This window comes from Promicromonospora sp. Marseille-Q5078 (assembly GCF_050315395.1).
Classification (GTDB): domain Bacteria; phylum Actinomycetota; class Actinomycetes; order Actinomycetales; family Cellulomonadaceae; genus Isoptericola.
Window position 1 is genome coordinate 2,886,228 of sequence record NZ_JBNPQG010000001.1, and the last position, 26,777, is coordinate 2,913,004.

A 26,777-nucleotide genomic window follows, 5' to 3' on the forward strand; every position below is an offset into this window, starting at 1 on the left:
TCCTCAGCGGGCGTCGTGCAGGGCGCCCCAGGCCGTCCAGCGGTCGACCTCGACCACCGCGGTGATCCGGGCGCGGTCCCGCACCCGGTACGGCTCCCCGCCGTAGTGCCGCGAGATCCGGTCGGTGTCCGCGAGGTCGACGTCGTCGCGCCACGCGACGACGCGGCCGAGCAGCGTGACGTGCGTGTACCAGTTCTCGCCCAGCACGGTGAGGCTCACGTGCGGGTTCGCCCTCATGTGCTCCACGCGCTTGCGCGTGGCGTCGAGGTTCACGAGGACGCGCCCGCCCCCGGCGTCGTCCTCCTCGAGGAGGTACCAGGTGGCCGCGGTCACCGGGGAGCCGTCCGGGCGAACGACGCCGATCACGGCGGGCTGGGGGCGGCGCAGCAGGTCGAGCACGGGGGCCGGGAACGGCGGACGGGGCATCGCTGACTCCTCCGGGACGGGCGCTGTCGTCGGGCACTGGCGTCGGGCACTGTCGATGGCTCGGCGCCGACGCTACGCCCTGGACGTGCACGGACGCACGCGGTCGGGCCGGCCCCCGCTCCCGCTAGGGTGACCGGCAAGCGCTTGCCACGACTCTCTGGAGGCCCGCATGCCCCGCACCGTCCACCTCGCCGGCGACTCCACCGCGGGACCCAAGAGCCGCGCCGCCGCGCCCGAGACCGGCTGGGGGATGGCGCTGCCGTACTACCTCGACGACACGGTCGCCGTCGCCAACCACGCCCGCAACGGGCGCAGCACCCGCAGCTTCGTCACGCAGGGCCGCCTCGACGCCGTGGCGCGCGAGCTGCGGCCCGGCGACGTGCTGCTCGTGCAGTTCGGGCACAACGACGCGAAGTTCGATGACCCGGAGCGGTACACCGAGCCGTGGTCCAGCTACACCGAGCACCTGGGCCGGTACCTCGACGTCGCCCGCGCCGCGGGCGCGCGGCCGGTCCTGGTGACGTCGGTCGAGCGCCGCCGGTTCGACGACGCCGGCCGCGCCCTGCCCGCCCACGGCGATTACCCCGACGCGATGCGCGAGCTCGCAGCGCGCGAGGGCGTCCCGCTCGTGGACGTCCAGCGGGAGTCGCTCGCGCTGTGGCAGGACCTCGGGCCCGAGCGCACGCTGCACTACTTCTTCCACGCCGAGGACGGGCGCCGGGACGACACGCACTTCAACCCTCCCGGCGCAGGCGCGGTGGCGCGGCTGGTCGCGGCGGGGCTCGTCGGCGCAGGCGTGCTCGACGCGGCCGAGGTGCGCCGCCTCGACGACGAGGTGCCCGACGACTGGTTCCGCTGGCTGGACGACGACCCGGCCTGACCGGGTACCCTGGAACACCTTGGAACCGGTTCCAGACGACGATCCCCGGGAGGCGCTGTGGTCACGCTCCGCGACGTCGCGCGCGCGGCGGGCGTCTCGCTCGCCACCGCCTCGCGCGCGCTCAGCGACGCGCCGCACGTCTCCGCGGCCAACCGCGACCAGGTGGCGCGCGCCGCGGAGGCGCTCGGCTACCGCCCGCACCCCGCGGCCCGTGCCCTGACCACCGGCACCACGGGCGCCGTCGGCCTCGTGGTGCCCGACCTGGCGAACCCGTTCTTCGCCGCCGTCGCGAAGGGTGTGCAGGCACGGGCACGCGAGACCGGGCGCGAGGTGCTGGTCGCCGACACGGACGAGGACGTCGCCGTCGAGCGGGAGGTCGTCACCCGGCTCGGCGACCGCGTGGACGGCCTGGTGCTCTGCTCGCCGCGGATGCCCGCCGACGCGCTCGGCGACCTCCTCGCCGACCAGGTCGCGGGCGGCCGGGTGGCGCTCGTCAACCGCGAGGCTCCCGGCGCGCCGTCCGTGTCCTTCGACATCGCGGAGGGCGTGCGGCAGGCGGTGGCGCACCTGCGCGCGCTGGGCCACCGGTCGATCGCGTACGCGGGCGGTCCCGCGACCTCATGGTCCGACGCCCAGCGCCGCGACGCGCTGGACGCCGTCGCCGGAGGCGCCGTGGTCGACCTGGGCAGCTTCCGTCCCACCCACGGCGGCGGCGTGCAGGCCGCGGACCTCGCGCTCGCCGCGGGCGCCTCGGCCGTCCTGTGCTTCAACGACCTCGTCGCGCTCGGCGTCCTCGCCCGCCTGCACGCGCGCGGCGCCGCCACCCCCGGCGACGTCTCCGTGGTCGGGTTCGACGACGTCGCCGCCGCGTCGCTCGTGACGCCGGCGCTCACCACGGTGGCCGTCCCGCTCGCCCGCGCGGGCCGGGAGGCGGTCGACCTGCTCGGCGGCGGGTCCGCCACGGGCCCCGACCAGCGCCGGCTCCCCGTCGAGCTCGTCGTCCGCGCGTCCACCGCCCCCGCACCACCCGCCCACACCAGTCCTGGTCCCCGCACCGCAGATCCCGAGGTCGTGATCCGATGAGCACCGCCCCGCACCACCCGCTGCTGCCGCTCGCCGCGAGCCCCGCGTCGCCCGACGCCGAGCCGCTGCCCGGGGTCGTCGACCTCGCCGACGTGGCGCTGCTGCTGCGGCCCGCCGACGACGTGGCCGTGACGACGCGCCAGCTGCCCGCCGGCACCACCGTGCGGCTGCCCGGCGGCGCCGAGGCGACCACCCGCTCCACCCTCCCGCGCGGGCACAAGCTCGCCGTCCGGCCGGTCGCGGCGGGCACCGAGGTGCGCAAGTACGGGCAGTCCATCGGGCGCGCGAAGCGCGACGTCGTCCCGGGCGACCACGTGCACACGCACAACCTGGGCATGGACGACGGCGCCCGCGAGTACGAGTTCGGCACGGCCCGCACGACGCTCCCCGCGCCGGCCGCCCGGCGCACGTTCGCCGGCTACCGCCGCTCGGACGGCCGTTGGGGCACTCGCAACTACGTCGGCATCCTCACGTCGGTGAACTGCTCGGCGTCGACGGCGCGGATGATCGCGGACCAGTTCCGCGGCCCGGTGCTCGACGCGTACCCGCACGTGGACGGGGTCGTCGCCCTCACGCACGACACCGGCTGCGGGCTGGTGCCCACGTCGGAGGGCGCCCAGGTGACGCTGCGCACGCTGCGCGGCTACGCGAGCCACGTCAACATGGCGGGCCTGCTCGTGGTCGGCCTGGGCTGCGAGATGCTGCCCGCGGCCTCCGTCCTCGACGGGCTGGAGCTGCGCGACGACCTGCCGGTGCGCACACTGACGATCCAGGACACCGGGGGCATCCGCGCCACCGTGCGCGCGGGTGCCGCCGCGATCACCGAGATGCTGCCGGAGATCGACGCGCTGCGCCGCGAGGAGGCGCCGGCCTCCGAGCTCGTGCTGGGGCTCAACTGCGGCGGGTCCGACGGGTTCTCCGGGATCACCGCGAACCCGGCGCTCGGGCACGCGTCCGACCTGCTCGTCGCGCAGGGCGGCACGTCGATCCTCGCCGAGACGCCCGAGGTGTTCGGCGCCGAGCACCTGCTGCTGCGCCGCGCCGTCTCCGAGGAGGTGGGCCGGCGCCTGCTCGACCGCCTCGACTGGTGGCAGGGCTACGCGGCCGCCGGCGGCGGCACCCTCGACAACAACCCCTCGCCCGGCAACAAGGCCGGCGGCCTCACGACGATCCTCGAGAAGTCGCTCGGCGCGGTCGCCAAGGCGGGCACCGCGGACCTCGTCGCCGTGCACGAGTACGCCGAGCCGGTCACCGAGCGCGGCATGACCTTCATGGACACCCCCGGCTACGACCCGGTGTCGGTGACCGGGATCGTGGCCGGCGGCGCCAACGTCGTCGTCTTCACGACCGGGCGCGGCTCGGTGCTCGGGTGCAAGCCCGCGCCGTCGATCAAGGTCGCGACGAACTCCGACACCTACCGCCGCATGCGCGAGGACATGGACCTCGACGCCGGGCGGATCGTGGAGACCGGGCTGTCCGTCGAGGAGGTGGGCGCCGAGCTGTTCGAGAAGATCCTCGCCGTCGCCTCCGGCGAGCAGACCGTGTCCGAGGAGCTCGACCTCGGGGCCGACGAGTTCGTCCCGTGGCAGCTCGGCGCCGTCACCTGAGCGTTCACGTGCTGTCTCCTTCGACGGAACCGTGCATCGCCCTCTACCCGTGACCGGTCACCGCGCGACGGGCATCCGCTCCCGCAGGACGACGACGCCGTCGCCCCACAGCTCGTCGCAGAACGCGGCCCGGCCCGCCATCGCCATCGTCAGGTCCAGGGTCGAGCCGCGGACCGACGGCCCCGAGCCGTGGACGAACGGGCCGTCGGTGGCCTCCAGGCGCAGCCCGGCCACGGCGCTGCGGCTCCGCACCGTGAAGTCGCGGGCCGCGAAGAACCGCGCCACCTCGGTCACGGCCGGCACCGGCGGGGTCGTCGCGATCCCGAGCGGCGTCCGCACGTCCTGGCCGTGGACCACGACCTCGCCCAGCCAGGCCGCGGTGTCACCGGTGGGGGCCACCCGGCTCCCGGCCACGGCGCGGAACCGGGCCAGGGTGCCCTCCGGCCCGGCGCCCCGGTGCTCCGCCAGCCGCCGCGCGTTGTGCAGGTCCGCGTCGAACCGGGCGCCCGCGATGCTGCGCAGCCAGGCCCACCGGCCGGTGCTCGCCCCCGCGGTCAGGTGCGCGACGACGTCCTCGACGTCCCACCCCGCGCAGAGCGACGGTGTCCGCCAGGCGTCGTCGTCGAGCGCGGCCAGGTCGTCCGCCAGCGCCGCGCGCTCCGCGTGGACCATCGCCCAGAGCTGCTCGCGGCCCGCCGGTGTCTGCGTCACGCCGACAGTGAAGCACGGGCACCGGCGCCCGAGCGGTCGGAACGGTCGGAGAGGTCGGAGCGGCGTCCGGGCCCGGTTAGGCTCGACGGTGCCCACGACGACACCGCCGAGCTGGAGGTCTGCCCACGTGTCGGGTTCGATGAATGACGGGGCGCGGGTGGCGTTCCTGGACGTGGACGGCACGTACGCCGACCACGGCACCGTGCCGGAGGCGCACGCGGCGGCCGTCAAGGCCGCCCGGAGCGCGGGCCACAAGGTGCTGCTGTGCACCGGGCGGCCGGAGTCGATGCTGCCGCCGGCGCTGCTCGCCGCGGGCTTCGACGGCGTCGTCGCCACGGCGGGGGCGTTCGTGCGGCTCGACGGCGAGGTGCTGTCCGACCTGCGCTTCCCCGACGACCTGGCCGACCGCGTGCGGCACGTCCTCGACGCCCACGACGTCGCCTACCTGCTGGAGACGCCGGACGCCGTGTACGGGCCGGTCGGGCTCGACGCGCGCCTCGAGCGGCGCGGCGACGCCGCGCCGCACGAGATCCTCGACGTGCTGCGGATGCCGGGCGACCTGGCCGGCGTGCGCTACGCGAAGATCAGCTACTTCGACTCCCGCGTGCCGATCGCGGCGCTGCGGGCCGAGCTCGGGCCGGAGGTCGGCATCCTGCCGTCGTCGTACGCCGACACCGGCGACAACGCGGGCGAGATCCACCTGGCCGGGGTGCACAAGGCCGTCGGCATGGCGGCCGTCGTGCAGCACCTGGGCATCACGCCGGCGCAGGTCGTGGGCGTGGGCGACGGGTACAACGACGTCGAGATGCTCCAGTACGCGGGCACCGCCGTCGCGATCGAGGGTGCGCCGCCGGCCGTGCTGGCCGAGGCGGACCTGGTGGTCCCCGGGCCCGCGGGCGGCGGCGTGGCGCAGGCGTTCGCCCGGCTGGGCATGCTGGACGACGACGCCGCCTGACGCCACACGGTACGTGGCGGCTGGGTACGGTGAGGACGGCGGCCCGCAGCGACGCGGGCCGTGCCTCGCGACCCGACGGATGGAGCCCTGATGGCCGACCTGGACGCTCTCACGACCACGCACCTGGAGAAGGCCCGCGCGGCCGAGAACGGCCGCAGCGCCGAGGTGGTCGTGCACGACGGCCCGCTGCGCCAGACGGTGCTCGCCCTGGTCGAGGGGGTCGAGCTCGGCGAGCACAACTCGCCGCCGGCCGCGTCCGTCCTCGTGCTGCACGGGCGCCTGCGGGTGACCGCGCTCGAGGGGAACGAGGAGGTCGGCGCCGGGCAGCTCCGCGTGCTGACCCACGAGCGGCACGCCGTCATCGCGCTCGAGGACTCGGTCTTCCTGCTCACCACGGTGACGAGCATCCCCAAGCCCTGAGCCTCGACGTCCCATTCCGTGGGACCTGGGGGTGACGCGGGCAACCGGTTTCTGGCAGGGTCGGGCGGGAACGGTGTGAATCGTCTCAACCGGAACGGAGCAACGATGCTGCCGGCACTGCGCACGACCACGGTCACCACCTCGGTAGGAGCGCTCTGCGCTCTCGCCCTCGCCTGCCCCGTCCTCGCCGCGGGCGACGAGGGCACCCCGCCGACCGCTACTCCCCCCACGTCCACCACGTCTGCCCCGGCCGATGCCCGGCCCGCGCCGACCGGGCGGGCCGTGATCAGCACACCCTCCGACGGGGGGAACCGCGTGAGCTGGCGGCTCCTCGCCGCCGACGGCGCCGCGGCGGCGTTCCACGTCTACCGCGACGGCGTGCGGGTGACCGACGCCCCGGTCGAGGGCGCCACGACGTACGTCGACGAGGGCGCCCCGCCCGACGCCGGCTACGCGGTCGTCCCTGCCGGCGGCGCCACGACCCTCGCCGCCGGGCAGGACGTCGCACCGGAGTCGCTGACCCTCGAGCCCGTCGCGGGCGCGCTCGCGAGCTCGCTCGACGTCCCCCTCGACGTGCCGCCCGCGGGCGACGGCTACACCTACTCCGCGAACGACGCCTCGATCGGCGACCTCGACGGCGACGGCGCGGACGAGATCGTGCTCAAGTGGGACCCCAGCAACGCGAAGGACAACTCGCAGTCCGGGGTCACGGGAAACGTCTACCTCGACGCCTACGAGCTCGACGGCGAGCGGCTGTGGCGCGTCGACCTGGGCCGGAACATCCGCGCCGGCGCCCACTACACGCAGTTCCAGGTGTACGACTACGACGGGGACGGCGCCGCGGAGGTCGCGGTGAAGACCGGCGACGGCAGCGTGTCCGGCACGGGCCAGGTGATCGGCGACGCCGACGCCGACCACCGGAACTCCAGCGGCTACGTGCTCAGCGGCCCCGAGTTCCTCACCGTCTTCCGCGGCACCGACGGCGCCGAGCTCGACACGGTCGACTTCGCGCCGGCGCGCGGGAACGTGGGCGACTGGGGCGACACGTACGGCAACCGGGTGGACCGCTTCCTCGCCGGCACGGCCTACCTGGACGGGTCCCGGCCGAGCATCGTCATGGGCCGCGGCTACTACGCCAAGTCCGCCGTGGCCGCGTGGGACTTCCGCGACGGCGCCCTCACCCGGCGCTGGACGTTCGACTCGGGCTCGTCGACCAACGGGCCCGACTGGACCGGCCGGGGCAACCACCAGCTGTCGGTCGCGGACGTCGACGACGACGGGCGCGACGAGATCCTGTACGGCTCGATGGCGATCGACGACGACGGCTCCGGCCTCTGGCAGAACGGCACCCACCACGGCGACGCGTACCACGCGAGCGACCTGGTGCCCTCGAACCCCGGGCTCGAGGTCTTCAAGCCGTCGGAGTCGGGCACCGACCCGGCGCACTGGGTGGCCGACGCCGCCACGGGCGAGATCCTCTCCAGCGCCGACCCGGCCGGCACGGACAACGGCCGCGGCGTCGCGGCCGACATCACCGCGGACAGCCCCGGCGCCGAGGTCTGGTCGTCCGCCGTGAGCGGGCTGCGCAGCGCCACGGACGGCTCCGAGGTGGGCCGCAAGCCGGGCTCGACCAACGTCGTCATCTGGTGGGACGGCGACGGCCAGCGCGAGCTGCTGGACGACACGCACATCGACGAGTACGGCGCGAGCGGCGACACCCGGCTGCTCACCGGCGCGGGCGTGGCCTCGAACAACGGCACCAAGGCCACGCCCGCGCTGCAGGCCGACATCCTCGGCGACTGGCGCGAGGAGGTGGTCTGGCGCACGACCGACTCCAGCGCGCTGCGGATCTACTCCACCGACATCCCGACCGACATCGCGCACCCCTCCCTCATGGAGGACCGCCAGTACCGGCTGGCCGTCGCGTGGCAGAACACGGCGTACAACCAGCCGCCGCACCCGAGCTTCGCGACGGTGGACTGACGGCGGGCGCCCCAGGGGGTCGGCCCGCGTCAGCGCCGACTCAGCCCTGGCGCGGGCCGACCCACACCTGCTGCGCGTTGACGAACTCCCGGATGCCGTGCGGGCCCAGCTCGCGCCCGTACCCGGAGCGCTTCACGCCGCCGCTGGGCAGCCGCGGGTCGGTCTTCACGATGCCGTTCACCGACACCTGACCCGCGGCGATCTCCGCGGCCATCGCCTCGCCGCGCTCGGCGGTGGTCCAGACGCTCGCCGCGAGCCCGTACTCCGTGGCGTTGGCGGCCGCGAGCGCCGCGTCGGCGTCCTCGGCGCGGAGCACCGCCATGACCGGGCCGAACGTCTCCTCGCAGGCCGCGGTCATCTCGGTGGTCACGTCCGCCAGCAGCGTCGGCGGGTAGAAGTACCCGGGCCCGTCGGGGAGCTCGCCGCCGAGCAGCAGCCGGGCGCCGGCGGCGACCGTCTCCGTGACCTGCCGGTGCAGGTTGTCGCGCAGGTCGGCGCGCGCGATGGGGCCGACCTGCGTGGCCGGGTCCGCAGGGTCGCCCGTCTTGAGCGCGGCGAGCCGCTCCCGGAGCCGGCCCAGGAGGGCGTCGTAGACCGGTGCCTCGACGATGATCCGCTTGGCGGCGATGCAGGACTGGCCGGCGTTGATGATCCGCGACAGGGCGATGGTGTCGGCCGCGGCGTCCAGGTCGGCGTCGGCCAGCACCACGCACGGGTCCGAGCCGCCGAGCTCCAGCACGGCCGGCTTGATCTCCGACGCGGCCACGCTCGCGACGGCGGCGCCGCCGCGCGAGGACCCGGTGAACGACACGGCCTGCACGCGGCGGTCGCGGATGACGTCGGCGACGTCCGCCGTCTCCAGCGGCAGGTTCACGAAGACGCCGGCGGGCGCGCCGGCGTCCGCCAGCGCCCGCGCGAACACCTCGCCGATCGCCTGCGCGCACCCCGGCACGTGCGGGTCGTGCTTGAGCACCGCCGTGTTGCCCGCCATCAGCGCGGGCGCGGCGAAGCGCAGCGCGAGCCAGAACGGGGCGTTCCACGGCAGCACGCCGAGCACGGTGCCGAGCGGGAGGTGCTGCACGTAGCTGCGTGTCGCGTCGGAGGCGATCACCTCGTCCGCCAGGTAGGCGGCCGCGTGCTCCGCGTAGTGCTCGGCGCACCAGGCCGCCTTCTCGACCTCCCCGTGCGCCTCGGTGATCGGCTTACCCATCTCCAGCGTCATGAGCGGGGCCAGCTCGTCCGTGCGGGCCCGCAGGTCGGCCGCGACCGCGCGCAGCACGTCGGCCCGCCCCTCGATCCCCCGGTCGCGCCACGCGGCCCGCGCGGCCTCGGCCGCCGCGAGCGCGGCGTCCACCTCCGCGGGGGTCGCGGCGGGGACCTCACGGACCACCTCGCCGGTGCTCGGGTCGGTCGCGATCAGCATGTGCTCCTCCTTCACGAGGGTGCGGGGCTTCACGGTGCTGGGCCTGCCGTCGCCCTCAGGCGACGTCGGGCTGCAGGGGTGGCGGCGCCGCGGCGGGCGGTTCCGCCGACGCCGCGCCGTCCACCCGTGCGGCGGAGTGCTCGGGCTTGCAGGTGAAGTCCTCGTCCAGGGTGAAGAAGGACTCGCACCCGTCTTCCGTGACGCGCACGGTGTCGGAGATCCCGACGGTCTTGTCGCCGTCGACGCCCCACATCCACGGGATGATGTGGAACGTCATCCCCTCGCGCAGCACGCGCGGGTCGCCCTGGTTGAGGCTCACGATGTAGCCCTCGTCCCAGCTGGGCGGGAACGCGATGCCGATGGAGTACCCCGAGCGGGTGACGAGCCGGGCCCCGACCCCGTTGTCGGAGATGATGCCGCGCACGATGTTGTCGGCGTCGGACACCGTGATCCCGGGCCGGATGGCGGCCTTCACCTCCGCGAGCGCGAGCTTCATCCGCTCCTGCGCCACGCGCATGCTCCGCGAGAGGTCGTCGAGCACGACGGTGCGCATCATCGCCGTGTGGTACCGGCGGAAGCAGCCGCCGACCTCGAGGAACACGTGCTCGCCCGGCAGCACGGTGCGCCCCTCCCAGGTGGCGTGCCCGATCATCGTCCGGGGCCCCGAGGTGACGTACGGCATCACCGCCGGGAACTCCCCGCCGGAGCGGAACATGGCGGCGCTGATCTCGGCCGCGATGTCGTTCTCGGTCACGCCGGCGGCGCACGCCTCGATGCCCGCCGCCATGCCGACCTCGGTCGCCCGCGCGGCCCGCCGCATGATTGCGATCTCGGCCGGCGACTTGGTGATCCGGCCCTCCTCGACGATGCCGAAGCAGTCGAGCAGGCGGCCCTCGGTGAACGACGTGTGGATGTAGTCCTGGTGGTACGCCGGGAAGTAGTAGCTGTTGCGCTCGTACCCCACGACCTGGGTGTCGAGGCCGAACTCGCGCAGGGAGTGCACCAGGCTCTGGATCGCGTCGCCGGTGTCCGGGTACGGGCGGGTGAGCTCCACCCACGTGCGCGCCTGCACGTTGGACTCCTCCATGGCGCGCGTGATCATGAACGGCTCCGACTCCAGGGGCACCACGAGCGCCTGGAAGAACGAGTACCCGGTCGTCTGGTAGTCCGTGAGGTACATGAGGTTCTCGGGGTCGGTGATCACCACCGCGTCGAGCAGCCGGTCCGCCATCCGGCCCCGCAGGTCCGCCACCCGCCTCTCGTACTCCTCGAACGGGAACGTCATGTCGTCGCGCTGTCGCATACCGCCTCCTTGGTGCCGGGGGTCGCGCCGGTGACGACGACGTCCCCGGCAGGTCGTGGTGGGTTCAGACGGCGCTCCGCACCGCCCGGCCGAGGATCTCGAGGCCTTCCGCGAGGTCGTCGTCGGGGATGGTGAGCGGGGGGATGAGCTTGAGCACGCGGCCGCCGCTGCCGCAGGGCCCGATGAGCAGGCCCGTCTCGAAGCAGCGGGTGGCGACCGCCTTGGCCAGCGCGCCGTCGACCACGTCGAGGGCCTGGATCATGCCGCGGCCGCGCACGGCGAACCCGCGGTCGCGCCCGACCTCGGCCAGCTCGTGCAGCGCGTCCTCCATGCGCGCCGACTTGGCCCGGACCTCGGTCATGAGCGCGTCGTCCTCGAAGTAGGTCAGCGCCTCGCGCCCCGCCACGAAGGACAGACCCTGCCCGCGGAACGTCCCGGTGTGTTCGCCGGGCGCCCACTGCGCGTCCAGCTCGGGCTTGTTGAGGTTCATGGCCAGCGGGGTGCCGTAGCCGCCGATGCCCTTGGCGAGGCACACGATGTCTGGGTCGAGCCCCATGCCGTCGAAGCTGAAGTAGCTGCCGGTGCGCCCGCAGCCCACCTGGATCTCGTCGATGACGAACAGCGCGCCGACCTCGCGCGCGAGCGCCTGCACGGCGTGCAGCCACTCGGCGCTCGCGACGTTCACGCCGCCCTCGGCCTGGATGGTCTCGACGACGAACGCCGCCGGCGGCAGCAGCCCGCTCGACACGTCCGCGAGCTGGTCCCGGTACGCCTCGAGGGAGGCGATGCCACCCCCGGGGGCCGTCTCGAACGGCAGCCGGTGCACGTTCTCCAGCGGCACCCCCGCGGCCCGGCGGAAGGCGTCGTTGCCCGTGAGCGCCAGCGACCCCAGGGTCATGCCGTGGAAGCCGTGCGTGAACGCCACCACCTCCCGGCGGCCGGTGACGCGTCGGGCGAGCTTCAGGGCCGCCTCCACGGCGTTGGTCCCCGTGGGCCCCATGAACTGCAGCTTCATCGTCATGCCGCGCGGCTCGAGCACGGTGCCGACGAACGCCTCGATGAAGTCGCGCTTGGTGGTGGTCGCCATGTCGAGGCTGTGCGCGACGCCGTCGGCCTCGAGGAAGGCGATCATCGCCCGCTTCATGCGCGGGTTGTTGTGCCCGAAGTTCAGCACCCCGGCGCCCGCGAAGAAGTCGATGTAACTACGACCGTCCTCGTCCGTCTGCCGCGCGTTCGACGCCGAGGCGAAGACCGTGGGGTACGTGCGGCTGTAGCCGCGGATCTCTGATTCCCACTTCTCGAAGACCTCCATCTCCCACACCTAGTGGCTCGCCGGGCGGAACGCAACAGGCCAGGATGATTTTCAGGCGGTCGCCCGCCCCGCGAACGTCGCCCGGTAGGCGCTCGGGCTGACGCCCGTCGCCCTCGAGAAGTGCTGCCGGAACGACGCGCCGGTGCCGAACCCCGCGCGCCGGGCCACCCCGTCGACCGGGAGGTCCGTCCGCTCCAGCAGGTCGCGGGCGAGGAGCACGCGCTGCTGCACGAGCCACGCCCCGGGCGAGAGGCCCACCTCCCGGCGGAACCGGCGGGTGAAGGTCCGCGGGCTCATCGCCGCGCGCCGGGAGAGCTCCTCCAGCGGCAGCGGCTCGTCCAGGTGCTCCAGCGCCCAGGCGCGGGCGCGGGCCGTGGCCTCCCCGCCCGGCTCCGGCACCGGGACGTCCACGTACTGGGCCTGGCCGCCGTCGCGGAACGGGGGCACCACGGTGCGGCGGGCGACGTCGTTGGCGACGGCGGCCCCGTGGTCGGAGCGGATCAGGTGCAGGCACAGGTCGATCCCCGCCGCCTCGCCGGCGGAGGTGAAGACCCGCCCGTCCTCCGTGAACAGCACGTCCGGGTCCAGCCGCACCGCCGGGAAGGCACGCCGGAACCGCTCGGCCGACAGCCAGTGCGTCGTCGCCCGCCGGCCGTCGAGCAGACCGGCGCGCGCGAGCACGAACGCCCCGGTGCAGACGGACGCGATCCGGGCGTCGGCAGGGACCGTCGCGAGCAGCGCCTCGACGCTGCGACCGGCGTCCGTCACGCCCTCGTCCCCCGCGTCGTCCAGCTCGTGCGACGCCGGCACCACGACGGTGCCGGCGCGCGCGAGCACCTCGGGGCCGTGCACGACGTCGACGGCGAAGTCCGCGTCCGTGCGCACCCGTCCCGGCGTCGCGGCGCACGTGCGCACGTCGTAGAGGGGCTGGCCGCCGGGCCCGCGGGCCACGCCGAAGAGCTGGTGCACCGCGCCCAGCTCCAGCGGCATCACGCCGTCACGCACGAGGACGGCGACCAGGTGGCGGTTCTCGGTCGTTCCGGCGGGCATGGCTCGATCCTTGCACAGGGTGACCTTCAGGCCACTGGTCGCCCCGGGCACGGCCCGGCACGGTGGAGGGACGGGCAGCCGACCGGCACCCGTCCGCCACCGTCCGCCACACGGAGGAGCCGACCGATGCACGTGCTGTGGGTGCTCGCCCATCCCGAGCCGCGATCGCTCACGGGGCGGCTGCGGGACGAGGGCGTCCGGACGCTGCGGGACGCCGGGCACGAGGTGGTCGAGTCCGACCTGTACGCGATGGGCTGGAACCCGGTGGTGACGGCCGCCGACTTCGGCGACGCGGCAGGGTCCGACGCCCGGCTCGACGTCGCCGGCGCCTCCGAACGCGCGCTGCGCAGCGGCACGCTCGCCCCGGACATCCGGGCGGAGCACGACAAGCTGGCCCGGGCCGACACCGTCGTCCTGCAGTTCCCGCTGTGGTGGCACGGCGTGCCGGCCATCCTCAAGGGCTGGCTCGACCGCGTGCTGGTGCAGGGCTACGCGTACGGCGTGCGCGACCCCGCGACCGGGCGCACGCGCCGCTACGGCGACGGCGGGCTGGCCGGGCGTCGCGCGCTGGCGGTCGTGACGGTCGGCGCCGGCACCGGGCTCGGGCCGCGCGGGCTGCACGGCGACCTCACCGAGGTGCTGTTCCCGCTGCTGCACGGCACGTTCTGGTACACGGGGATGCAGGTGGCCGAGCCGGTCGTGGTCGCCGGCGCGAACCGCCTGGCCGACGCCCGCTACGCCGAGGTCGCGGCGGGCCTGCGGGGGCGGCTGCTCGCGCTGCCCGACGGCCCGGTGCTGCCGTACCGCAGCCAGGACGGCGGGGACTACGACGACCACGGCGAGCTGCACGCCCCCGTCGCGCCCGGCCGCACCGGGCTCGGGGCGCACGTGCGCCGGTGAGCGCCCGCCGCGACCTCAGCGCCGCCGTCGCACCAGGTTTGCGAGCGGCGAGTACCGCGGCACCCAGCGGGCGAGGGCGCCCGCGGATGCGGCGCCGAGCGTCGCGGTGGCCCACACGCCCGCCGCGAGCGACCCGAGGGCCGCCCCCGCCGAGAGCAGCAGGGGTCCCACGGCGTCGCCCGTGTCCTGGAAGAGGCGCCAGACGCTGAGGAAGGTGGGCCGCACCTCGGCGGGCGCGACGTCGGCGCCGAGGGTCATGACGATGCCCGAGCCCATGCCGTTGCCCACGCCCAGCACGGCCGCGACCACGGTCACGCCGGCGACGGTGTGCGCGAAGGGCAGCGCCGCGAGGCCGGCCGCCATCGTGAGCATCGACGGCACGGCGACCCACAGCCGCCCGAACCGGTCCATCACCTTGCCCGCCGGGTAGAAGAGCAGCATGTCCAGCGCCCCGGAGACGCCGAAGATCAGGGACGTGACCTCGGCGTCGAACCCCAGGTGCTCGCCCCACAGCGGGATGACGGTCTGCCGCGCGCCGCGCACGGCGCTCACGAGGAGGATCGCCACCCCGAGGGTCGCGAAGAGTTGCCGGTGCTCGCGCGCCACGCGCGCGATCGAGACCCGCGGGGCGCGGCCGGCCCCGCGGCGCGCGCCCTCGCCGTCGGCGCGATCCTCGGGGCGCACGGCGACGAGCACCGCCACCGCCACGAGCGCCGCGCCGGTGCCGAGCCAGAACGCGCCCTGCAGCGACGTCGCGGCGATCACCGCGGCGCCGGCGAACGGCCCCAGGAACAGGCCGATGCGGTGCACGCCGGCGAGGGTGGACAGCACGCGCGCCCGCCGCAGGGGCGGCGTGATCTCGGTGAGGTACGCCTGCCGGGCGAGGTTGAACACGGCGTTCGACGCGCCGAGGGCGAGGACGCCGGCCGCGAGGCCCCACAGCGCGGACGTGAGCGCGACCGTCGTGAACGCGACGACGGCGACGCCGCCGGCGAGCAGCATCGCCGTCCGGTCGCCGAGGCGCTGGGCGAGCGCGCCCGCGGGCAGGTCGAAGGCGATCTTGCCCAGGGGTAGCAGCGCGGCCACCAGGCCCGCGACGGTGAGGCTCGCGCCGCGGTCCGTGGCGGTGACCGCCACGACGGGCAGCATCGCGCCGATGCCGATCTCCAGCACGAGGGTGGGGAGGAACGCCCCCAGGACGACGCTGCGGAACGGGAAGAGGGGCGGGGACGGCACGCACCCTTCCTATCGCACGAGCCCCTGCGGCCGCGCCGGCGTCCGGGAGCGTCTCACGACGGCGTGGGTCAGGGCTCGTCGAAGAGGACGACCTGGCGCACGGCGCGCCCGTCGGCCAGCTCGTCCATGGCGTCGTTGATCTCGTCGAGCCGGATCCGGCGCGTGATGAGCCGCTCCACCGGGAGCCTGCCCTCGCGCCACCACTGCGCGAAGCGCGGGACGTCGCGCGCCGGCACGGCGGAGCCGAGGTAGCTGCCGACGACGGTCCGCGCCTCGGCGGTGACGGTCAGGGGCGAGATCGCGCTCCGGGCGGCCGGGTCGGGCAGGCCCACCGTCACCGTGCGGCCGCCGGGCGCGGTGGCGGCGAAGGCCGTCTCGAAGGCGCGCGGGTGGCCCGCGCACTCCAGCACGTGGTCGGCGCGGACGCCGTCGGCCGCCACCTGCTCGGGCGTGTACGCGCGGTGGGCGCCCCACTCGCGGGCGAGGTCGAGCTTCGCGGGCAGGGCGTCGACGGCGATCACGTCCTCGACGCCCTCGGCGACGGCCGCCAGCAGCGCCGCCATGCCGACGCCGCCGAGCCCGACCACCATGACGCTCTCCCCCGGCCCGGGCCGGACGGCGTTGAGCAGCGCGCCCCCGCCGGTGAGCACGGCGCAGCCGAGCACGGCCGCGACGTCGGGCGGGACGTCGTCGTCCACGGGCACGACGGACGCGCGGTCCACGACGGCGTGCGTCGCGAAGCCGGAGACGCCGAGGTGGTGGTGCACGTCCTCGCCGTCGCGGGTGAGCCGGCGCGCGCCGCGCAGCAGCGTGCCGGCGTTGTTCGACGCGCTGCCCCGCTCGCAGGGCAGCCGGCCGCCGGTGCGGCAGCCCGCGCAGTCCTCGCACCGGGGCAGGAACGCCATGACCACGCGCCGGCCCGGCTCCAGGTCGTCGACGGCGGAGCCGACCGCCTCGACGCGGCCCGCGGCCTCGTGCCCGAGCAGCATGGGCACGGGCCGCACGCGGTGGCCGTCGACGACCGAGAGGTCCGAGTGGCACACTCCCGCCGCCGCGATCCGGACCAGCACCTCCGTGGGGCCCGGGCCCGCGAGCTCCAGCTCGGAGACGCGCAGCGGCCGCGTCGACGCGTACGGGCGCGGGCGCCCGATCTCCTCCAGCACCGCACCGGTGATCTTCATGCTCCTCCTTCGTCCGGCGGTCACGGTAGCGAGGTGGACGGCGCCCCGGCGACGTCGCCGTGCACACCGTCGTGCGAGGATCCGGTGCATGACGCACACCTCGACGCCGCCGGCCCGGTCGCGGGAGGACCTGCTCCGGGTGCTGCTGGACACCGCCGCCGACCTCACGACGCGGCGCGACGTCGAGGGCGTGCTGCAGGCGATCGTCCGCCGCACCCGCGCCGTCGTCGGCGCGGACATGGCGTACGTGAGCCTCAACGACCCCGACCGCGGCGACACGTCCGTCCGTCACTCCGACGGCGTCGTCACCGCCGCCTACCGCACGCTGCGCATGCCGCTCGGCACCGGGGTGCTCGGCCAGGTCGCGACCGGGCTGGCGCCCTACCAGTCGGCGGACTACCTCGCCGACGAGACGCTCGTGCACGTGCCCGAGGTCGACGAGATCGTCCGGGCCGAGGGCGTGCACGCCGTCATGGGCGCGCCGCTCACGGTCGAGGGGCGCGTCATCGGGGCGCTCACCGTCGCGGAGCGACGGCCGCGGCGGTTCAGCGCCGAGGAGATCGCCGTCGTCGACTCGATCGGCACCCACGCCGCCGTCGCGCTGGACAACTCCCTGCGGTTCGAGCGGATGGAACGCCTCGCCGCCGACCTCGTGCACCGCGAGCGCCGGGGCGCCGAGGAGCTGGCGCTCGTCTCCCGCGCGCTCGACCTCGACCGCCGTCTCCTCGAGGCCGTCACGCTGTCCCCCGACGTGCGCCGCATCCTCGAGATGGGGCGGGGCGTGCTCGGGTGCGACCTCACGCTGACCGGGCCGGACGGCGCGGTCGTCGCGACGACCGCCCCCGGTCCGGCCGACGACCACGGCGACGGGGCCGGGGACGGGGACGGGGACGGTGGCACCGCGGTGCCCGTGACCGCCGCGGCCGAGTCGCTCGGCACCCTCGGCGCTCCCGTCGCGCTGGCGGAGCACGACGTCGCGCTGCTGGAGCGGGTCGCCGCGCACGTCGCCCTCGCGCTGCTGTTCGCGCGGGCCGCGGACGACACCGACGTGCGCCGGCAGTCGGATCTCCTCGACGACCTGCTCGAGGGTCGCGACGTGGCCCCGGAACGGCTCGAGCGAGGGCTGCGGCGCCGTGGCCTGCGGTCCGACGACCGGCTGTGGTCGGTGACGCTCGACGCCCCGGGAGACGCGCGCGCCCGGCTGCAGGCCCTGCGGGGCCTCGGGCTGCGGGCGGTCCTGGCGGCGCACCGCGACCACGTGTGCCTGGTGACCGCCGACACCCGCTGGGAGGCCCCGGTGCGGCGGCTGTTCGCGGAGCGGGGCTGGCCGCTGCGCGCGGGCGTCGGCGGCCCGGCCAAGGGCGTCGGGGCGCTGGCGGACGCGCACCGCTCGGCCGTGCTCGCGCTCGGCTCGCTCACGACGCTCGGCCGCGACGGCGTGCTCGACGGCGCCCGGCTCGGCCTGCTGGGCGCCCTGCTCGACCTCGACCGCCGCGGCGACCTGCCCCGCGGGCTCACGGCCGCCGTCGAACCGCTCGTCGCGCACGACCGGAACCGCGGCACCGAGCTGGTGCGGACCGCGTTCCACTACCTCGAGACCGACGGCAGCGCCGCCCGCACCGGCGAGCTGCTGCACCTGCACCGCAACACCGTGCGGCAGCGCCTGGACCGCGTCACCGCCGTCCTCGGGCCCGGCTGGGACGTCTCGCCGCGGCGCCTGGACACCCACCTGGCGCTGCGCGTGCTGCACGAGCGCGGCGACGACGGTTCCGACCATGGACCCGTCAGCCGGCGCCGGACCGCCGGGTCGTGAGGAGCAGCGCGGGCAGGTGCAGCTCGTCGTCGACGGGGCGCGCCGCGATCTCGGCGTCCGCGACCTCCGTCGACGTCCACGCCGGCCCGGCGAACGCCGCCCCCAGCCGGTCGCGGGTCATGCCCCAGCCCAGGCCGGCGTCCACCGACATCGCGAGCACGGCGACCAGCGCGTCCGCCGCGCACACCGCCGCCAGACCGGCCACGTAGTCGCGGCGGCCGTCGTCGTCCAGGGAGTGCAGCAGGCCGGAGTCGAGGACGGTGCCCGGCCGCAGGTCCAGCCGGTCGAGCCGCCGGGCGTCCGCGACCTCGAACGACACCTCGCCGGGCGGGGCGAGGATCGTCTCGGCGGCCCGCTCCCGTGCGCGGGAGACCGCGTGCGGCGCCGCGTCGACCCCGACGACCCGGTGCCCCGACCGCGCCACCGCGACCGCCAGCACGCCCGTGCCGCACCCGACGTCCAGCACCGGGTCGGCGAGCACCGACCGCCGCACGAGCGCGAGCAGCGCCGGTTGCGGCCGCCCGATCTCCCACGGCGGCGGAACGTCCGCGGAGTAGAGGGCGTCGAAGTCGTGCGCCTGCCGGGCCATGTGCGCCATGTGCGCGCCTCCTCAGGTCGAGTCTGCGGGCCCGGTCGCGTCCCCGCGTCCTGGCGTCGCCCGGAGCGGCGCGCGGTCAGGACGCCGCAGCTCCCCCGGACGGATCGCCGTCGTCGCTCGACGACGGGTCCGAGGGGTCGCTCTCGTCCGACCCGGTCAGTGCCGAGAGCCCGGCAAGGATGCGGCGAAGGCCCCAGAGGTACTGCTCGGTGGAGGTGAACCCGGCCATCGTCACCGCCGCCGCGGCGGTGAGCGGGAACCGGTCGGCCGGCACGGCGGACAGCTCGGCCCGGCGGGCGGCGACCCGCTCCGGCTCGGGAGGCAGCGGGCCGCCCTCGTGCATCCCGGCGACCTCGCGGGACACCGACCCGAAGACGTACACCATGAGCAGGTAGGACGCCTGGGCGGCGGCGGCCGGTCCCAGCCCCGCATCGGCGAACAGCCGCAGGAGGCGCTCGTTGAGCGCCATCGAGCTGGGCCCGTCCAGGGGACCGCCCACCAGCAGCCCCACCGCGCCGGGGTGCGCGGTCAGGGTTGCCCTCAGCTCCAGGGCGAGGGACTCCACCCGCACGTGCCAGTGCTGCTCGGGGTCGGCGAACACGTCGTGGTCGACCCCGCCGAGCAGCCGTTCGGCGAGCGCCCTGAGGACGGCGGCCTTGTCGGGGAAGTAGGTGTAGATCGCGTTGGGTGCGACGCCGACCTCCGCGGCAATACGCCGCACGGACGCCGCGCCCGGCCCGCCGTGGTCGAGCATCCTCAGCGCAGCATCGAGGATCTTCTCCTCGCTGACGGCCCGCCGCGGACCACGACGGCGCGGAACGGTCGATGTGGCCATCCGAGTGAGCACCCCCTTGACGCCTGCCCCCGGCAGGGTACAACGTTATCTGTACAGCGTCCAAATTTTGTACATCGTCCAGGAACGCGAACGACCCTCGCCCCAGTACCGAGGAGCACGCGATGACCGAGAACCCCGCCCCCTCCTACCCGATCCTCGTCGACGCGGCGCCGCAACCCTCCGCCTCCCGCGGCCTGTGGCTGGTCAAGTGGCTGTTGCTGGTGCCGCACGTCGTCGTGCTGCTCTTCCTGTGGGTGGCCTTCCTCCTGGTGACCGTGATCGCGTTCTTCGCGATCCTGTTCACGGCGCGCTACCCGCGTGGCCTGTTCGACTTCAACGTCGGCGTGCTGCGCTGGACCTGGCGGGTGAGCTACTACGGCTACAGCGTGCTGGGCACCGACCGATATCCGCCGTTCACGCTCGCCGACGTGCCGGACTACCCGGCGCACCTCACCGTGGCCTACCCGGAGCGGCTGTCCCGCGGCCTCATCTTCGTGAAGTGGCTCCTCGCCGTCCCGCACCTCCTGGTGCTCTCGATCTTCGTCGGCGGCGCCCTGTGGCTCGGCGACAGCACCGGGGCGGACGACGCCTGGGACGGGGGCGCCAACTCGGTCGGGCTGATCGCCCTGCTGGTCCTGATCGCCGCTGTCGTGCTGCTGTTCACCGGCCGCTATCCGCAGCCGGTCTACGACTTCGTGCTCGGCATGAACCGCTGGGCGCAGCGCGTCGCGGTCTACACCGGGCTGATGACCGACACGTACCCGCCGATGCGGCTCGACCAGGGAGGGACCGACCCCGGTCGACAACCCGCGCCGCGCAGCCCGCTCGCTCCCTCCACGGCGCCGGTCGTGCTCCCGCCCAGCGCTCCCCCGGCACCGACGGGCTGACCGCGCTCGTCCGTCCCGGCAGAGACACCGGGAACGACGAAGGCCCTGCTCCGCAGTCTGCGGAACAGGGCCTTCTCTCTCGGGTGGAGCTGAGGGGACTCGAACCCCTGACCCCCTGCATGCCATGCAGGTGCGCTACCAGCTGCGCCACAGCCCCGAGAACAGACTCTCGCGGCAGGCACAAAGCCGGGCGATTCGTCTGATTCGGTGTGTTCCTCCGGGCTTGCGCCCCGCGGAACGTCGATATCTTAGGCAGACTTCGGGCCAGGTTCCAAATTCCAGTCCGGCCCCGCCTGCCAGTGGTCCAGCGGGTACCCGGCGCCCACGTTGTGCGCCACGAGCCGCCACGCCGGTGCCGCGCCCTCCCCCGACCGGTGCAGGTGCGACCAGTGCACGTTGTGCATGCCGGCCAGCCCCCGCCACGAGGTCGCGTCGAGGCCGAGCAGCGCCGTGACGCCCAGCGAGATGGCGGCGCCGTGCGAGACCACGACGAGGGTCGCGTCGTCGTCCAGGCCTGCCGCGTGCTCCGTGACGGCCTCGGCCATCCGCGCCGCCACCGTCGCCTTGGACTCCGCGCCGGCGGACACCGGCTCGGCGCCCTTGCGCCAGGCCGCGTACTCCTCGGGCCACCGCTCGCGGAGCTCCTCCGCGGAGAGGCCTTCCCACGCCCCGAACCCGCGCTCGCGCAGACGGGCGTCGGTCTGCACCGGCGCTCCACCGAGCGCGTCCGCGTAGGCGGACGCCGTCTCGCGGGCCCGGCCCAGGTCGGACGAGACGATGCGGGTGGCGCGGTGGGACGACGCGAGGGCCGACCCGCCCTCCGTCGCCTGCCAGCGACCCACGTCGTCGAGCGGGATGTCGATCTGTCCCTGCAGCCGCAGGGACGCGTTGTACGCGGTGCGCGCGTGCCGCAGGAGGACGACGGTGCCGGCCGTCACCGCTCGTCGCCCGCGAGCCGGATGGCGCCGTCCGCCCCGCCGTCGCCGTACTCCGCGGCCGCCGCCGCACCGTCGCCTCCGCGCGCGTCCTCGGGCAGCTCGACGCTCGGGCAGTCCTTCCACAGCCGCTCGAGCGCGTAGTAGACGCGGTCCTCGGCGTGCTGGACGTGCACCACGACGTCGCCGAAGTCGAGGAGCACCCACCGCGCCTGCGCCTTGCCCTCCCGGCGGATCGCCTTGACCCCGGCGCGGAACATCGCCTCCTCGACCGCGTCCACGATCGCCGAGACCTGGCGCTCGTTGGTGCCGGACGCGATGAGGAAGACGTCCGTGAGGACGAGCTGCTCGCTCACGTCGAGCGCGATGATCTCCTGGGCCTTGCGGTCCGACGCGGCCCGGGCGGCGACGATCGCCAGCTCGACGGCGCGGGGAGTTGCGGTCATGCAGCGGCTCCGGGGTGCTCGTACGTGAGGGAGACGGCGGCCGCGGAGGCGGCAGCGTCGGTGCTGAAGTCGTTGTCGTCGGGCCCGAGCACGAGCTTCCAGAGCAGCAGGCCCAGCACGAACGCGACGACGACGAGCACGATGTAGTGCAGCCAGGTGTACGAGGCCTCGGTCTCGTCCCAGTCCTCGTCGTCGTCCTCCTCGACCTGCGGCGCGGCCGAGCGCGCCCGCACGGGCTGCTCCGACGCGACGAGGGCGTCGAACGGCGACGCCGCGGGGCGCTCCGGCGCGGGGCTCGACGGCGCCGGAGCGCCCATCGGGCTGCGGGACGGCGGCACGGAGGCGGGCCGGTCCGTCGTCGTGGTCGCCCACGGCAGCGGCGGGGCCGATGACGCCGGCGCGGCGCTCGCGGGCGCCGACGGTGCCGCGGCGGCGGCCGCCGAGCCGAACGGCGAGTCGGTCCCCGTGGTCGAGAACGGCGAGCGGCGCGACGGCCCGTCGGGCGGGGGGCCCGGGGGGGGCGGGGGCGGGGCGGGCCCCGGGGCGCGGGGGGGGGGGGGGCGGCCCCGGCGGGGGCGGCGGGGGCGCGGGCGGCCGCCGCGCCGTGGCCCGGGCGCGGGGGGGTGCGCGGGGGGGCCTGGGCCGGCGCGGGGGGCGGGGCGGGGGGGACCGCCGGGGCGGGCGCGACCGCGCGGGACATCTCCCGGGTGGGCCGCTGGATCGGGGCGGGGCGGCCGGTCTCGTCCAGCCCGCGCACGCCCGCCGACGCCGACGGCGGCCGCACCATGGGCGCCGGGGCCGGCGCCGGGGCCGCGGGGCTCTGCTCGCGGAGCGAGCGGCGCGACGGCGCGCTCGACTGTGCGCTCGACTGTGCGCTCGGCTGTGCGGCGAACCGCGACGAGGCGGGCGGCGGCGAGGAGGCGGCGGGCGCGCCGTACGACGACCGATCGGCGGCGGGAGCACCATAGTCAGGCCCGGCCGGCGGCGCCGACCAGCCCTGGCCGGCCGGGGCGGCGTGGCCGTTCTGCGCGGCGGCGGCAGCCTGCTCCCGCTCGCGGATCTCGCGGCGGGTCAGGGGGCGGGACGGGTTGTTGTCACTCATCGAGACCTCGATACAGACCGTGCTTGGCGATGTACTGGACCACGCCGTCCGGCACCAGGTACCACACCGGTTGACCGGCCTGCGCCCGGCGACGGCAGTCGCTCGACGAGATCGCCAGCGCCGGGACCTCCAGCGTCGTGACTCCGTCGTGGGGCAGACCGTCCACCGTGAGCTGGTGCCCCGGCCGCGTGACAGCCACGAAGTGTGCCATCTCCCACAGGTGCGCGGCATCCTTCCAGGTGAGGATCTGCTCGATCGCGTCGGCGCCGCTGATGAAGAACAGGTCGGCGTCGGGCCGCTCCTCGCGCAGGTCCCGCAGCGTGTCGACGGTGTACGTGAGGCCGGGTCGGTCGATGTCGACGCGGCTCACGGTGAAGCGCGGGTTCGACGCCGTCGCGATCACCGTCATGAGATAGCGGTGCTCCGCCGGGGAGACGCGCTGGTGCTGCTTGAACGTCGGCTTGCCCGTGGGCACGAACACGACCTCGTCCAGGTCGAGCAGCGCCGTCGCCTCGCTGGCGGCGACCAGGTGCCCGTGGTGGATGGGGTCGAACGTGCCGCCCATCACGCCCAGACGCGGACGGCGCGGCTCCGACGACGGCTCGTTCACGCTGACCGGACGGCCGTCGTCAGTGGCGGTTGGACACGTTGCGGAAGGCGTACGTCACCACGAGCGCGGCGACCAGGCCCCCGAACGCGAGGAGACCCATCACGATCGGCGGGATGGTCTCGGCGTTCTCGGTGACCTCCTGGGCCACCTGGACGGCGGTGTGCAGCACGGGTTCCTCCTGTGCGTGGTGTGCGGGGCGGGTGCGGTCGGGGGCAAGTCTCTCACGCGGCGTGGGCGTGCCGGCCGGGCGTCGGCGCGGTCACGGGCGCACGTGCCCGTCGCCGTGCACCACCCACTTGGTGGTGGTGAGCTCGGCCAGGCCCATGGGTCCGCGGGCGTGCAGCTTCTGCGTGGAGATGCCGATCTCGGCGCCCAGCCCGAGCTGGCCGCCGTCGGTGAAGCGCGTCGAGGCGTTGACCATGACGGCCGCCGAGTCGACCTCCGCGACGAACCGCTCGGACGCGGCCAGGTCGCGGGTGAGGATCGCCTCGGTGTGCCCCGACGTCCACGTGCGGATGTGCTCGATCGCGTCGTCGAGCGAGTCGACCACGCGGACGGCGAGCTCCAGGGCGAGGTACTCGGTGGCCCAGTCGGCGTCCGTCGCGGGGACGACCTCGACGGACTCGGGCGCCAGCGCCGCCGTGCGCTCGTCGCCGTGCAGCACCACCCCGGCCCCGCCGAGCGCCGCGAGGGCGGCGGGCAGGAAGGCGTCGGCCGCGTCGGCATGCACCAGCAGCGTCTCGGCCGCGTTGCAGACCCCGACGCGCTGCGTCTTAGCGTTCATGACGATCTCGACGGCGTTCGCGACGTCCGCCGTCGCGTCGACGTAGACGTGCACGTTGCCCACGCCCGTCTCGATGACGGGCACGGTCGAGGACTCGACGACCGTGCGGATGAGGTCGGCGCCGCCGCGCGGCACCAGCACGTCCACCAGCCCGCGCGCCTGCATGAGGGCGACCCCGCCCGGGCGCCCGTGGGGGTCGATGGTCTGCACGAGGTCCGCGGGCAGGCCCTGGCCCTCCAGGGCGCGGCGCAGCACGTCCACGACCACCGCGTTGGACGACGCCGCGGCGCTGCCGCCGCGCAGGATCACGGCGTTGCCCGACTTCAGCGCCAGGCCGGCGGCGTCCACCGTGACGTTGGGCCGCGCCTCGTAGATCATCCCGACCACGCCCATCGGCACGCGCAGCTGGCGCAGGCGCAGGCCGTTGGGCAGCGTCTGGCCCCGCACCACCTCGCCCACCGGGTCGGGCAGACCGGCGAGCTCCCGCAGGGCGTCGGCGATGCCGCCGACGCGGGCGGGGGTGAGGGCCAGCCGGTCGAGCATCCCGTCGCTGAGCCCGTGCTCCCGGCCGCGCGCGAGGTCGGCGGCGTTCGCCGTCACGATCGTGTCCGCGGCGTCCACGAGCGCGTCCGCGAGCGCGCGCAGCGCCGCGTCCTTGGTGGCCCGGGTGGCCGTGGCCAGGGTCCGCGACGCGACCTTCGCCCGCCGGGCGACGGCGTGCACGGCGGCCGTGACGTCGTCACCCTCCGTGCCCGCGCCCGAGCCGCCCGCGGTCAGGTCCTCCGTGAGGGTCGTGGTCATCCCCCGAGCCTACGACGGCGCCGCGCGCGGCGGCAGACCCCTCTCACCAGGAGGGACGGGGGCCGGTGGGCGGCACGAAGCGGGTGAAAGCGGGCGCGTGGTCGAAGGTCTGCAGCGTGACCACCTCGAACGTGGCGCGGTAGTCGGGCCCCAGGGCGTCCGCGGCGCGGTTCAGCAGCCACGGGCTGCGGGCCGGCCACCGCCCCGTGTCGATCCGGCGCTCCAGCGTCCGCAGGGCCACGAGCTCCTCGCCGAGGCTGACCGACAGGTGGGCGCCGCGCTCCACGTACAGGCTCCGGAACCGCTCCGGGTGCCCCACCTGGCGCACCCGCTCGGCGAACGAGCGCTCGGCGGACGGCGGGGCGCCGCCGTCGCCGGTGGTGTGCAGGGTGAGCACGGGGGACGGCGTCGTGCCCTCCGGCCGGTGGACGGCCATCGCCGCGCGCGCCTCCGGGTCCGCCTCGATCGGGGTGACGGCCTCGAGCGTCGCCAGGTCGGCACGCAGGTCGAGCCCCGCCTTCGCGTAGGACGCGAGGACCGTGGGGGCGGCCCCCGACCGGGCGAGGCGGGACCGTAGCCCGCGGAGGTCCGTGCTGCTGGGGTTGCCGCCCAGCTTCTCCTCCAGGTCGACGCGGGCGGCGGGCCCGAGCCCGAGCGTGTACGCGCCGATCAGCCACTGGGCCTGGCCCCGGGCCTGCGCCTCGAGGGTGCGCGGCCGCGGCTCGTTCATCCAGTACCAGCCGGTCACCGTGTTGAGCGAGGCGATGAGGGAGATGCGGGCGCGCCCCTCGGGCGTCTCCGCCGCCGCGGTGAGCGCGGCGGCGAGGGCGTCGCGGCCGGCCCGCGGGTCGGCGGCCTCGACGAGCTCGATCGGGTTCCCCTGGGCGTCGGTGCCGTCGGTCAGCAGCGCGCGGGTGGCCGCGTTCATGTCGAGGATCGCGTCGAGCTGGCCCACCCAGTCCATGACGCCGCCCACGGTGAGCACGCCGTCGATGCGGTCGGGCTCCACCTCCGCGTGCTTGATCGCCGTCACCGCTCCCATCGACTGCCCGTAGGTCACGGTGCGGTCCGGCTCGCCCACGTGCTCCTCGAACCAGTCGAGCACGCGGGACTGGTCGGCCACCGCCGTCGGCACGGTGAAGTCGAGGCCGTCGTCCTGGAACAGCGACCCCGCGACGGCGTACCCGTGGTCGGTGAGCATCTCCTCGCTGAGCTCCTGGTTGCCCAGGACGTGCGGCGCGGGGAAGCCGGCGAAGAACTCCGACGGGTAGTGGCCGTGGCTGACCAGCACGAGCGTGCCGTTCCAGTCGTCGGGGACCAGGACGCGGTAGCGCGCGCCCTCGAGCTCCCCCGCGTACTCCGTCGGGGTCGGGTCCTGGGCCTGCGGGCCGGGGACAAGGCCGGCAGCCGGCCCAGCGCCCAGCCCGGCCGCGAGCGCGGCGGCGGTGACGACGGCGAGGACGTGGTGCGGACGGCGCATGCCGGCCTCCCGGGTT

27 protein-coding genes and 1 tRNA gene are annotated in these 26,777 nt (G+C 75.3%); 10 read left to right on the plus strand and 18 right to left on the minus strand.

Going from position 1 to position 26,777, the window contains the following annotated elements; genetic code table 11:
- Positions 1–3: 3 nt before the first annotated feature.
- Positions 4–426 carry a pyridoxamine 5'-phosphate oxidase family protein gene (locus ACQFYA_RS13495; RefSeq protein ID WP_499124984.1) on the minus strand — a complete coding sequence of 141 codons (423 nt, stop codon included), beginning with the start codon at positions 424–426 and terminating at the stop codon, positions 4–6.
- A 169-nt stretch (positions 427–595) separates the two neighbouring features.
- On the opposite strand from ACQFYA_RS13495, the gene ACQFYA_RS13500 reads away from it, so the two are divergent.
- From ACQFYA_RS13500 to ACQFYA_RS13510, 3 genes are read left to right on the plus strand one after another with little or no spacing between them, the layout of a single operon-like run.
- Positions 596–1,306 carry a rhamnogalacturonan acetylesterase gene (locus ACQFYA_RS13500; protein ID WP_499124987.1) on the plus strand — a complete coding sequence of 237 codons (711 nt, stop codon included), beginning with the start codon at positions 596–598 and terminating at the stop codon, positions 1,304–1,306.
- Between the two features lie 57 nt (positions 1,307–1,363).
- Complete coding sequence (locus ACQFYA_RS13505; RefSeq protein WP_499124990.1) at positions 1,364–2,389, plus strand: LacI family DNA-binding transcriptional regulator; 1,026 nt, start codon at positions 1,364–1,366, stop codon at positions 2,387–2,389.
- Complete coding sequence (locus ACQFYA_RS13510) at positions 2,386–3,996, plus strand: UxaA family hydrolase (protein WP_499124993.1); 1,611 nt, start codon at positions 2,386–2,388, stop codon at positions 3,994–3,996. The genes ACQFYA_RS13505 and ACQFYA_RS13510 overlap by 4 nt, the downstream gene beginning before the upstream one ends.
- A 57-nt stretch (positions 3,997–4,053) precedes the next feature.
- On the opposite strand, the gene ACQFYA_RS13515 is transcribed toward ACQFYA_RS13510, so the two are convergent.
- Positions 4,054–4,707, minus strand: a complete 654-nt coding sequence (locus tag ACQFYA_RS13515) for a maleylpyruvate isomerase family mycothiol-dependent enzyme (RefSeq protein ID WP_499124996.1) — start codon at positions 4,705–4,707, stop codon at positions 4,054–4,056.
- 157 nt (positions 4,708–4,864) lie between these two features.
- Here ACQFYA_RS13515 and ACQFYA_RS13520 point away from each other — a divergent pair, with 157 nt between their 5' ends.
- The 3 genes from ACQFYA_RS13520 (at position 4,865) to ACQFYA_RS13530 (ending at position 8,065) form a co-directional block, all read left to right on the plus strand.
- Positions 4,865–5,662: an HAD hydrolase family protein gene (locus ACQFYA_RS13520; protein ID WP_499124999.1), complete on the plus strand. Its 798-nt coding sequence runs from the start codon at positions 4,865–4,867 to the stop codon at positions 5,660–5,662.
- Between the two features lie 90 nt (positions 5,663–5,752).
- A complete protein-coding gene (locus ACQFYA_RS13525) occupies positions 5,753–6,082 on the plus strand; it encodes a cupin domain-containing protein (protein ID WP_499125002.1) in 330 nt (109 codons plus the stop codon).
- A 282-nt stretch (positions 6,083–6,364) separates the two neighbouring features.
- A complete protein-coding gene (locus ACQFYA_RS13530; RefSeq protein WP_499125005.1) occupies positions 6,365–8,065 on the plus strand; it encodes a rhamnogalacturonan lyase in 1,701 nt (566 codons plus the stop codon).
- Between the two features lie 40 nt (positions 8,066–8,105).
- On the opposite strand, the gene ACQFYA_RS13535 is transcribed toward ACQFYA_RS13530, so the two are convergent.
- The 4 genes from ACQFYA_RS13535 to ACQFYA_RS13550 all read right to left on the minus strand — a co-directional run bounded on the left by ACQFYA_RS13535 (position 8,106) and on the right by ACQFYA_RS13550 (position 13,153).
- Complete coding sequence (locus ACQFYA_RS13535) at positions 8,106–9,488, minus strand: aldehyde dehydrogenase family protein (RefSeq protein WP_499125008.1); 1,383 nt, start codon at positions 9,486–9,488, stop codon at positions 8,106–8,108.
- Between the two features lie 55 nt (positions 9,489–9,543).
- Positions 9,544–10,791 carry an ectoine hydrolase gene (doeA, locus tag ACQFYA_RS13540; RefSeq protein WP_499125012.1) on the minus strand — a complete coding sequence of 416 codons (1,248 nt, stop codon included), beginning with the start codon at positions 10,789–10,791 and terminating at the stop codon, positions 9,544–9,546.
- Between the two features lie 64 nt (positions 10,792–10,855).
- A complete protein-coding gene (locus ACQFYA_RS13545) occupies positions 10,856–12,103 on the minus strand; it encodes an aspartate aminotransferase family protein (RefSeq protein ID WP_499125015.1) in 1,248 nt (415 codons plus the stop codon).
- A 51-nt stretch (positions 12,104–12,154) separates the two neighbouring features.
- Positions 12,155–13,153 carry a GlxA family transcriptional regulator gene (locus tag ACQFYA_RS13550; protein ID WP_499125017.1) on the minus strand — a complete coding sequence of 333 codons (999 nt, stop codon included), beginning with the start codon at positions 13,151–13,153 and terminating at the stop codon, positions 12,155–12,157.
- Positions 13,154–13,279: 126 nt separating this feature from the next.
- On the opposite strand from ACQFYA_RS13550, the gene ACQFYA_RS13555 reads away from it, so the two are divergent.
- Positions 13,280–14,053 (plus strand): NAD(P)H-dependent oxidoreductase, encoded by a 774-nt coding sequence (locus ACQFYA_RS13555; RefSeq protein ID WP_499125020.1) that lies wholly within the window; start codon positions 13,280–13,282, stop codon positions 14,051–14,053.
- A 15-nt stretch (positions 14,054–14,068) separates the two neighbouring features.
- Here the strand turns inward: ACQFYA_RS13555 and ACQFYA_RS13560 are convergent, their stop codons facing one another.
- Together ACQFYA_RS13560 and ACQFYA_RS13565 are read right to left on the minus strand one after the other, a co-directional pair.
- Positions 14,069–15,289 (minus strand): MFS transporter, encoded by a 1,221-nt coding sequence (locus ACQFYA_RS13560; protein WP_499125022.1) that lies wholly within the window; start codon positions 15,287–15,289, stop codon positions 14,069–14,071.
- Between the two features lie 68 nt (positions 15,290–15,357).
- Complete coding sequence (locus tag ACQFYA_RS13565) at positions 15,358–16,470, minus strand: alcohol dehydrogenase catalytic domain-containing protein (protein WP_499125025.1); 1,113 nt, start codon at positions 16,468–16,470, stop codon at positions 15,358–15,360.
- Positions 16,471–16,558: 88 nt separating this feature from the next.
- On the opposite strand from ACQFYA_RS13565, the gene ACQFYA_RS13570 reads away from it, so the two are divergent.
- A complete protein-coding gene (locus tag ACQFYA_RS13570) occupies positions 16,559–18,283 on the plus strand; it encodes a helix-turn-helix domain-containing protein (protein WP_499125026.1) in 1,725 nt (574 codons plus the stop codon).
- Here ACQFYA_RS13570 and ACQFYA_RS13575 read toward each other — a convergent pair.
- Positions 18,255–18,881 carry a methyltransferase domain-containing protein gene (locus tag ACQFYA_RS13575; RefSeq protein WP_499125028.1) on the minus strand — a complete coding sequence of 209 codons (627 nt, stop codon included), beginning with the start codon at positions 18,879–18,881 and terminating at the stop codon, positions 18,255–18,257. The two genes, ACQFYA_RS13570 and ACQFYA_RS13575, sit on opposite strands and share 29 nt — an antisense overlap.
- 76 nt (positions 18,882–18,957) lie before the next feature.
- Positions 18,958–19,716: a TetR/AcrR family transcriptional regulator gene (locus tag ACQFYA_RS13580; RefSeq protein ID WP_499125031.1), complete on the minus strand. Its 759-nt coding sequence runs from the start codon at positions 19,714–19,716 to the stop codon at positions 18,958–18,960.
- A gap of 122 nt (positions 19,717–19,838) precedes the next feature.
- Between ACQFYA_RS13580 and ACQFYA_RS13585 the strand changes: the two genes are divergently transcribed.
- The gene (locus tag ACQFYA_RS13585) at positions 19,839–20,603 is read left to right on the plus strand and encodes a DUF4389 domain-containing protein (protein ID WP_499125034.1); all 765 of its coding nucleotides are present in this window, start codon (positions 19,839–19,841) and stop codon (positions 20,601–20,603) included.
- An 84-nt stretch (positions 20,604–20,687) separates the two neighbouring features.
- Here ACQFYA_RS13585 and ACQFYA_RS13590 read toward each other — a convergent pair.
- The 4 genes from ACQFYA_RS13590 to ACQFYA_RS13605 all read right to left on the minus strand — a co-directional run bounded on the left by ACQFYA_RS13590 (position 20,688) and on the right by ACQFYA_RS13605 (position 22,301).
- A tRNA-Ala gene (locus ACQFYA_RS13590) sits at positions 20,688–20,760 on the minus strand.
- 91 nt (positions 20,761–20,851) lie between these two features.
- Complete coding sequence (locus ACQFYA_RS13595; protein WP_499125036.1) at positions 20,852–21,541, minus strand: histidine phosphatase family protein; 690 nt, start codon at positions 21,539–21,541, stop codon at positions 20,852–20,854.
- Positions 21,538–21,984, minus strand: a complete 447-nt coding sequence (rsfS, locus tag ACQFYA_RS13600; protein WP_499125038.1) for a ribosome silencing factor — start codon at positions 21,982–21,984, stop codon at positions 21,538–21,540. The genes ACQFYA_RS13595 and rsfS overlap by 4 nt, the downstream gene beginning before the upstream one ends.
- A complete protein-coding gene (locus ACQFYA_RS13605) occupies positions 21,981–22,301 on the minus strand; it encodes a hypothetical protein (protein ID WP_499125040.1) in 321 nt (106 codons plus the stop codon). The genes rsfS and ACQFYA_RS13605 overlap by 4 nt, the downstream gene beginning before the upstream one ends.
- A 390-nt stretch (positions 22,302–22,691) precedes the next feature.
- On the opposite strand from ACQFYA_RS13605, the gene ACQFYA_RS13610 reads away from it, so the two are divergent.
- Entirely contained in the window at positions 22,692–22,952 is a 261-nt protein-coding gene (locus ACQFYA_RS13610; RefSeq protein ID WP_499125043.1) for a hypothetical protein, read from the plus strand.
- A gap of 126 nt (positions 22,953–23,078) precedes the next feature.
- On the opposite strand, the gene nadD is transcribed toward ACQFYA_RS13610, so the two are convergent.
- From nadD to ACQFYA_RS13630, 4 genes are all read right to left on the minus strand, one after another.
- Positions 23,079–23,696, minus strand: coding sequence for a nicotinate-nucleotide adenylyltransferase (nadD, locus tag ACQFYA_RS13615; RefSeq protein ID WP_499125046.1), 618 nt, complete (start codon positions 23,694–23,696; stop codon positions 23,079–23,081).
- A 19-nt stretch (positions 23,697–23,715) separates the two neighbouring features.
- Positions 23,716–23,865 carry a hypothetical protein gene (locus ACQFYA_RS13620; RefSeq protein ID WP_499125047.1) on the minus strand — a complete coding sequence of 50 codons (150 nt, stop codon included), beginning with the start codon at positions 23,863–23,865 and terminating at the stop codon, positions 23,716–23,718.
- A 90-nt stretch (positions 23,866–23,955) separates the two neighbouring features.
- A complete protein-coding gene (locus ACQFYA_RS13625) occupies positions 23,956–25,281 on the minus strand; it encodes a glutamate-5-semialdehyde dehydrogenase (protein ID WP_499125049.1) in 1,326 nt (441 codons plus the stop codon).
- Between the two features lie 43 nt (positions 25,282–25,324).
- Positions 25,325–26,761 carry an alpha/beta hydrolase family protein gene (locus ACQFYA_RS13630; protein WP_499125052.1) on the minus strand — a complete coding sequence of 479 codons (1,437 nt, stop codon included), beginning with the start codon at positions 26,759–26,761 and terminating at the stop codon, positions 25,325–25,327.
- Between the last annotated feature and the right edge of the window lie 16 nt (positions 26,762–26,777).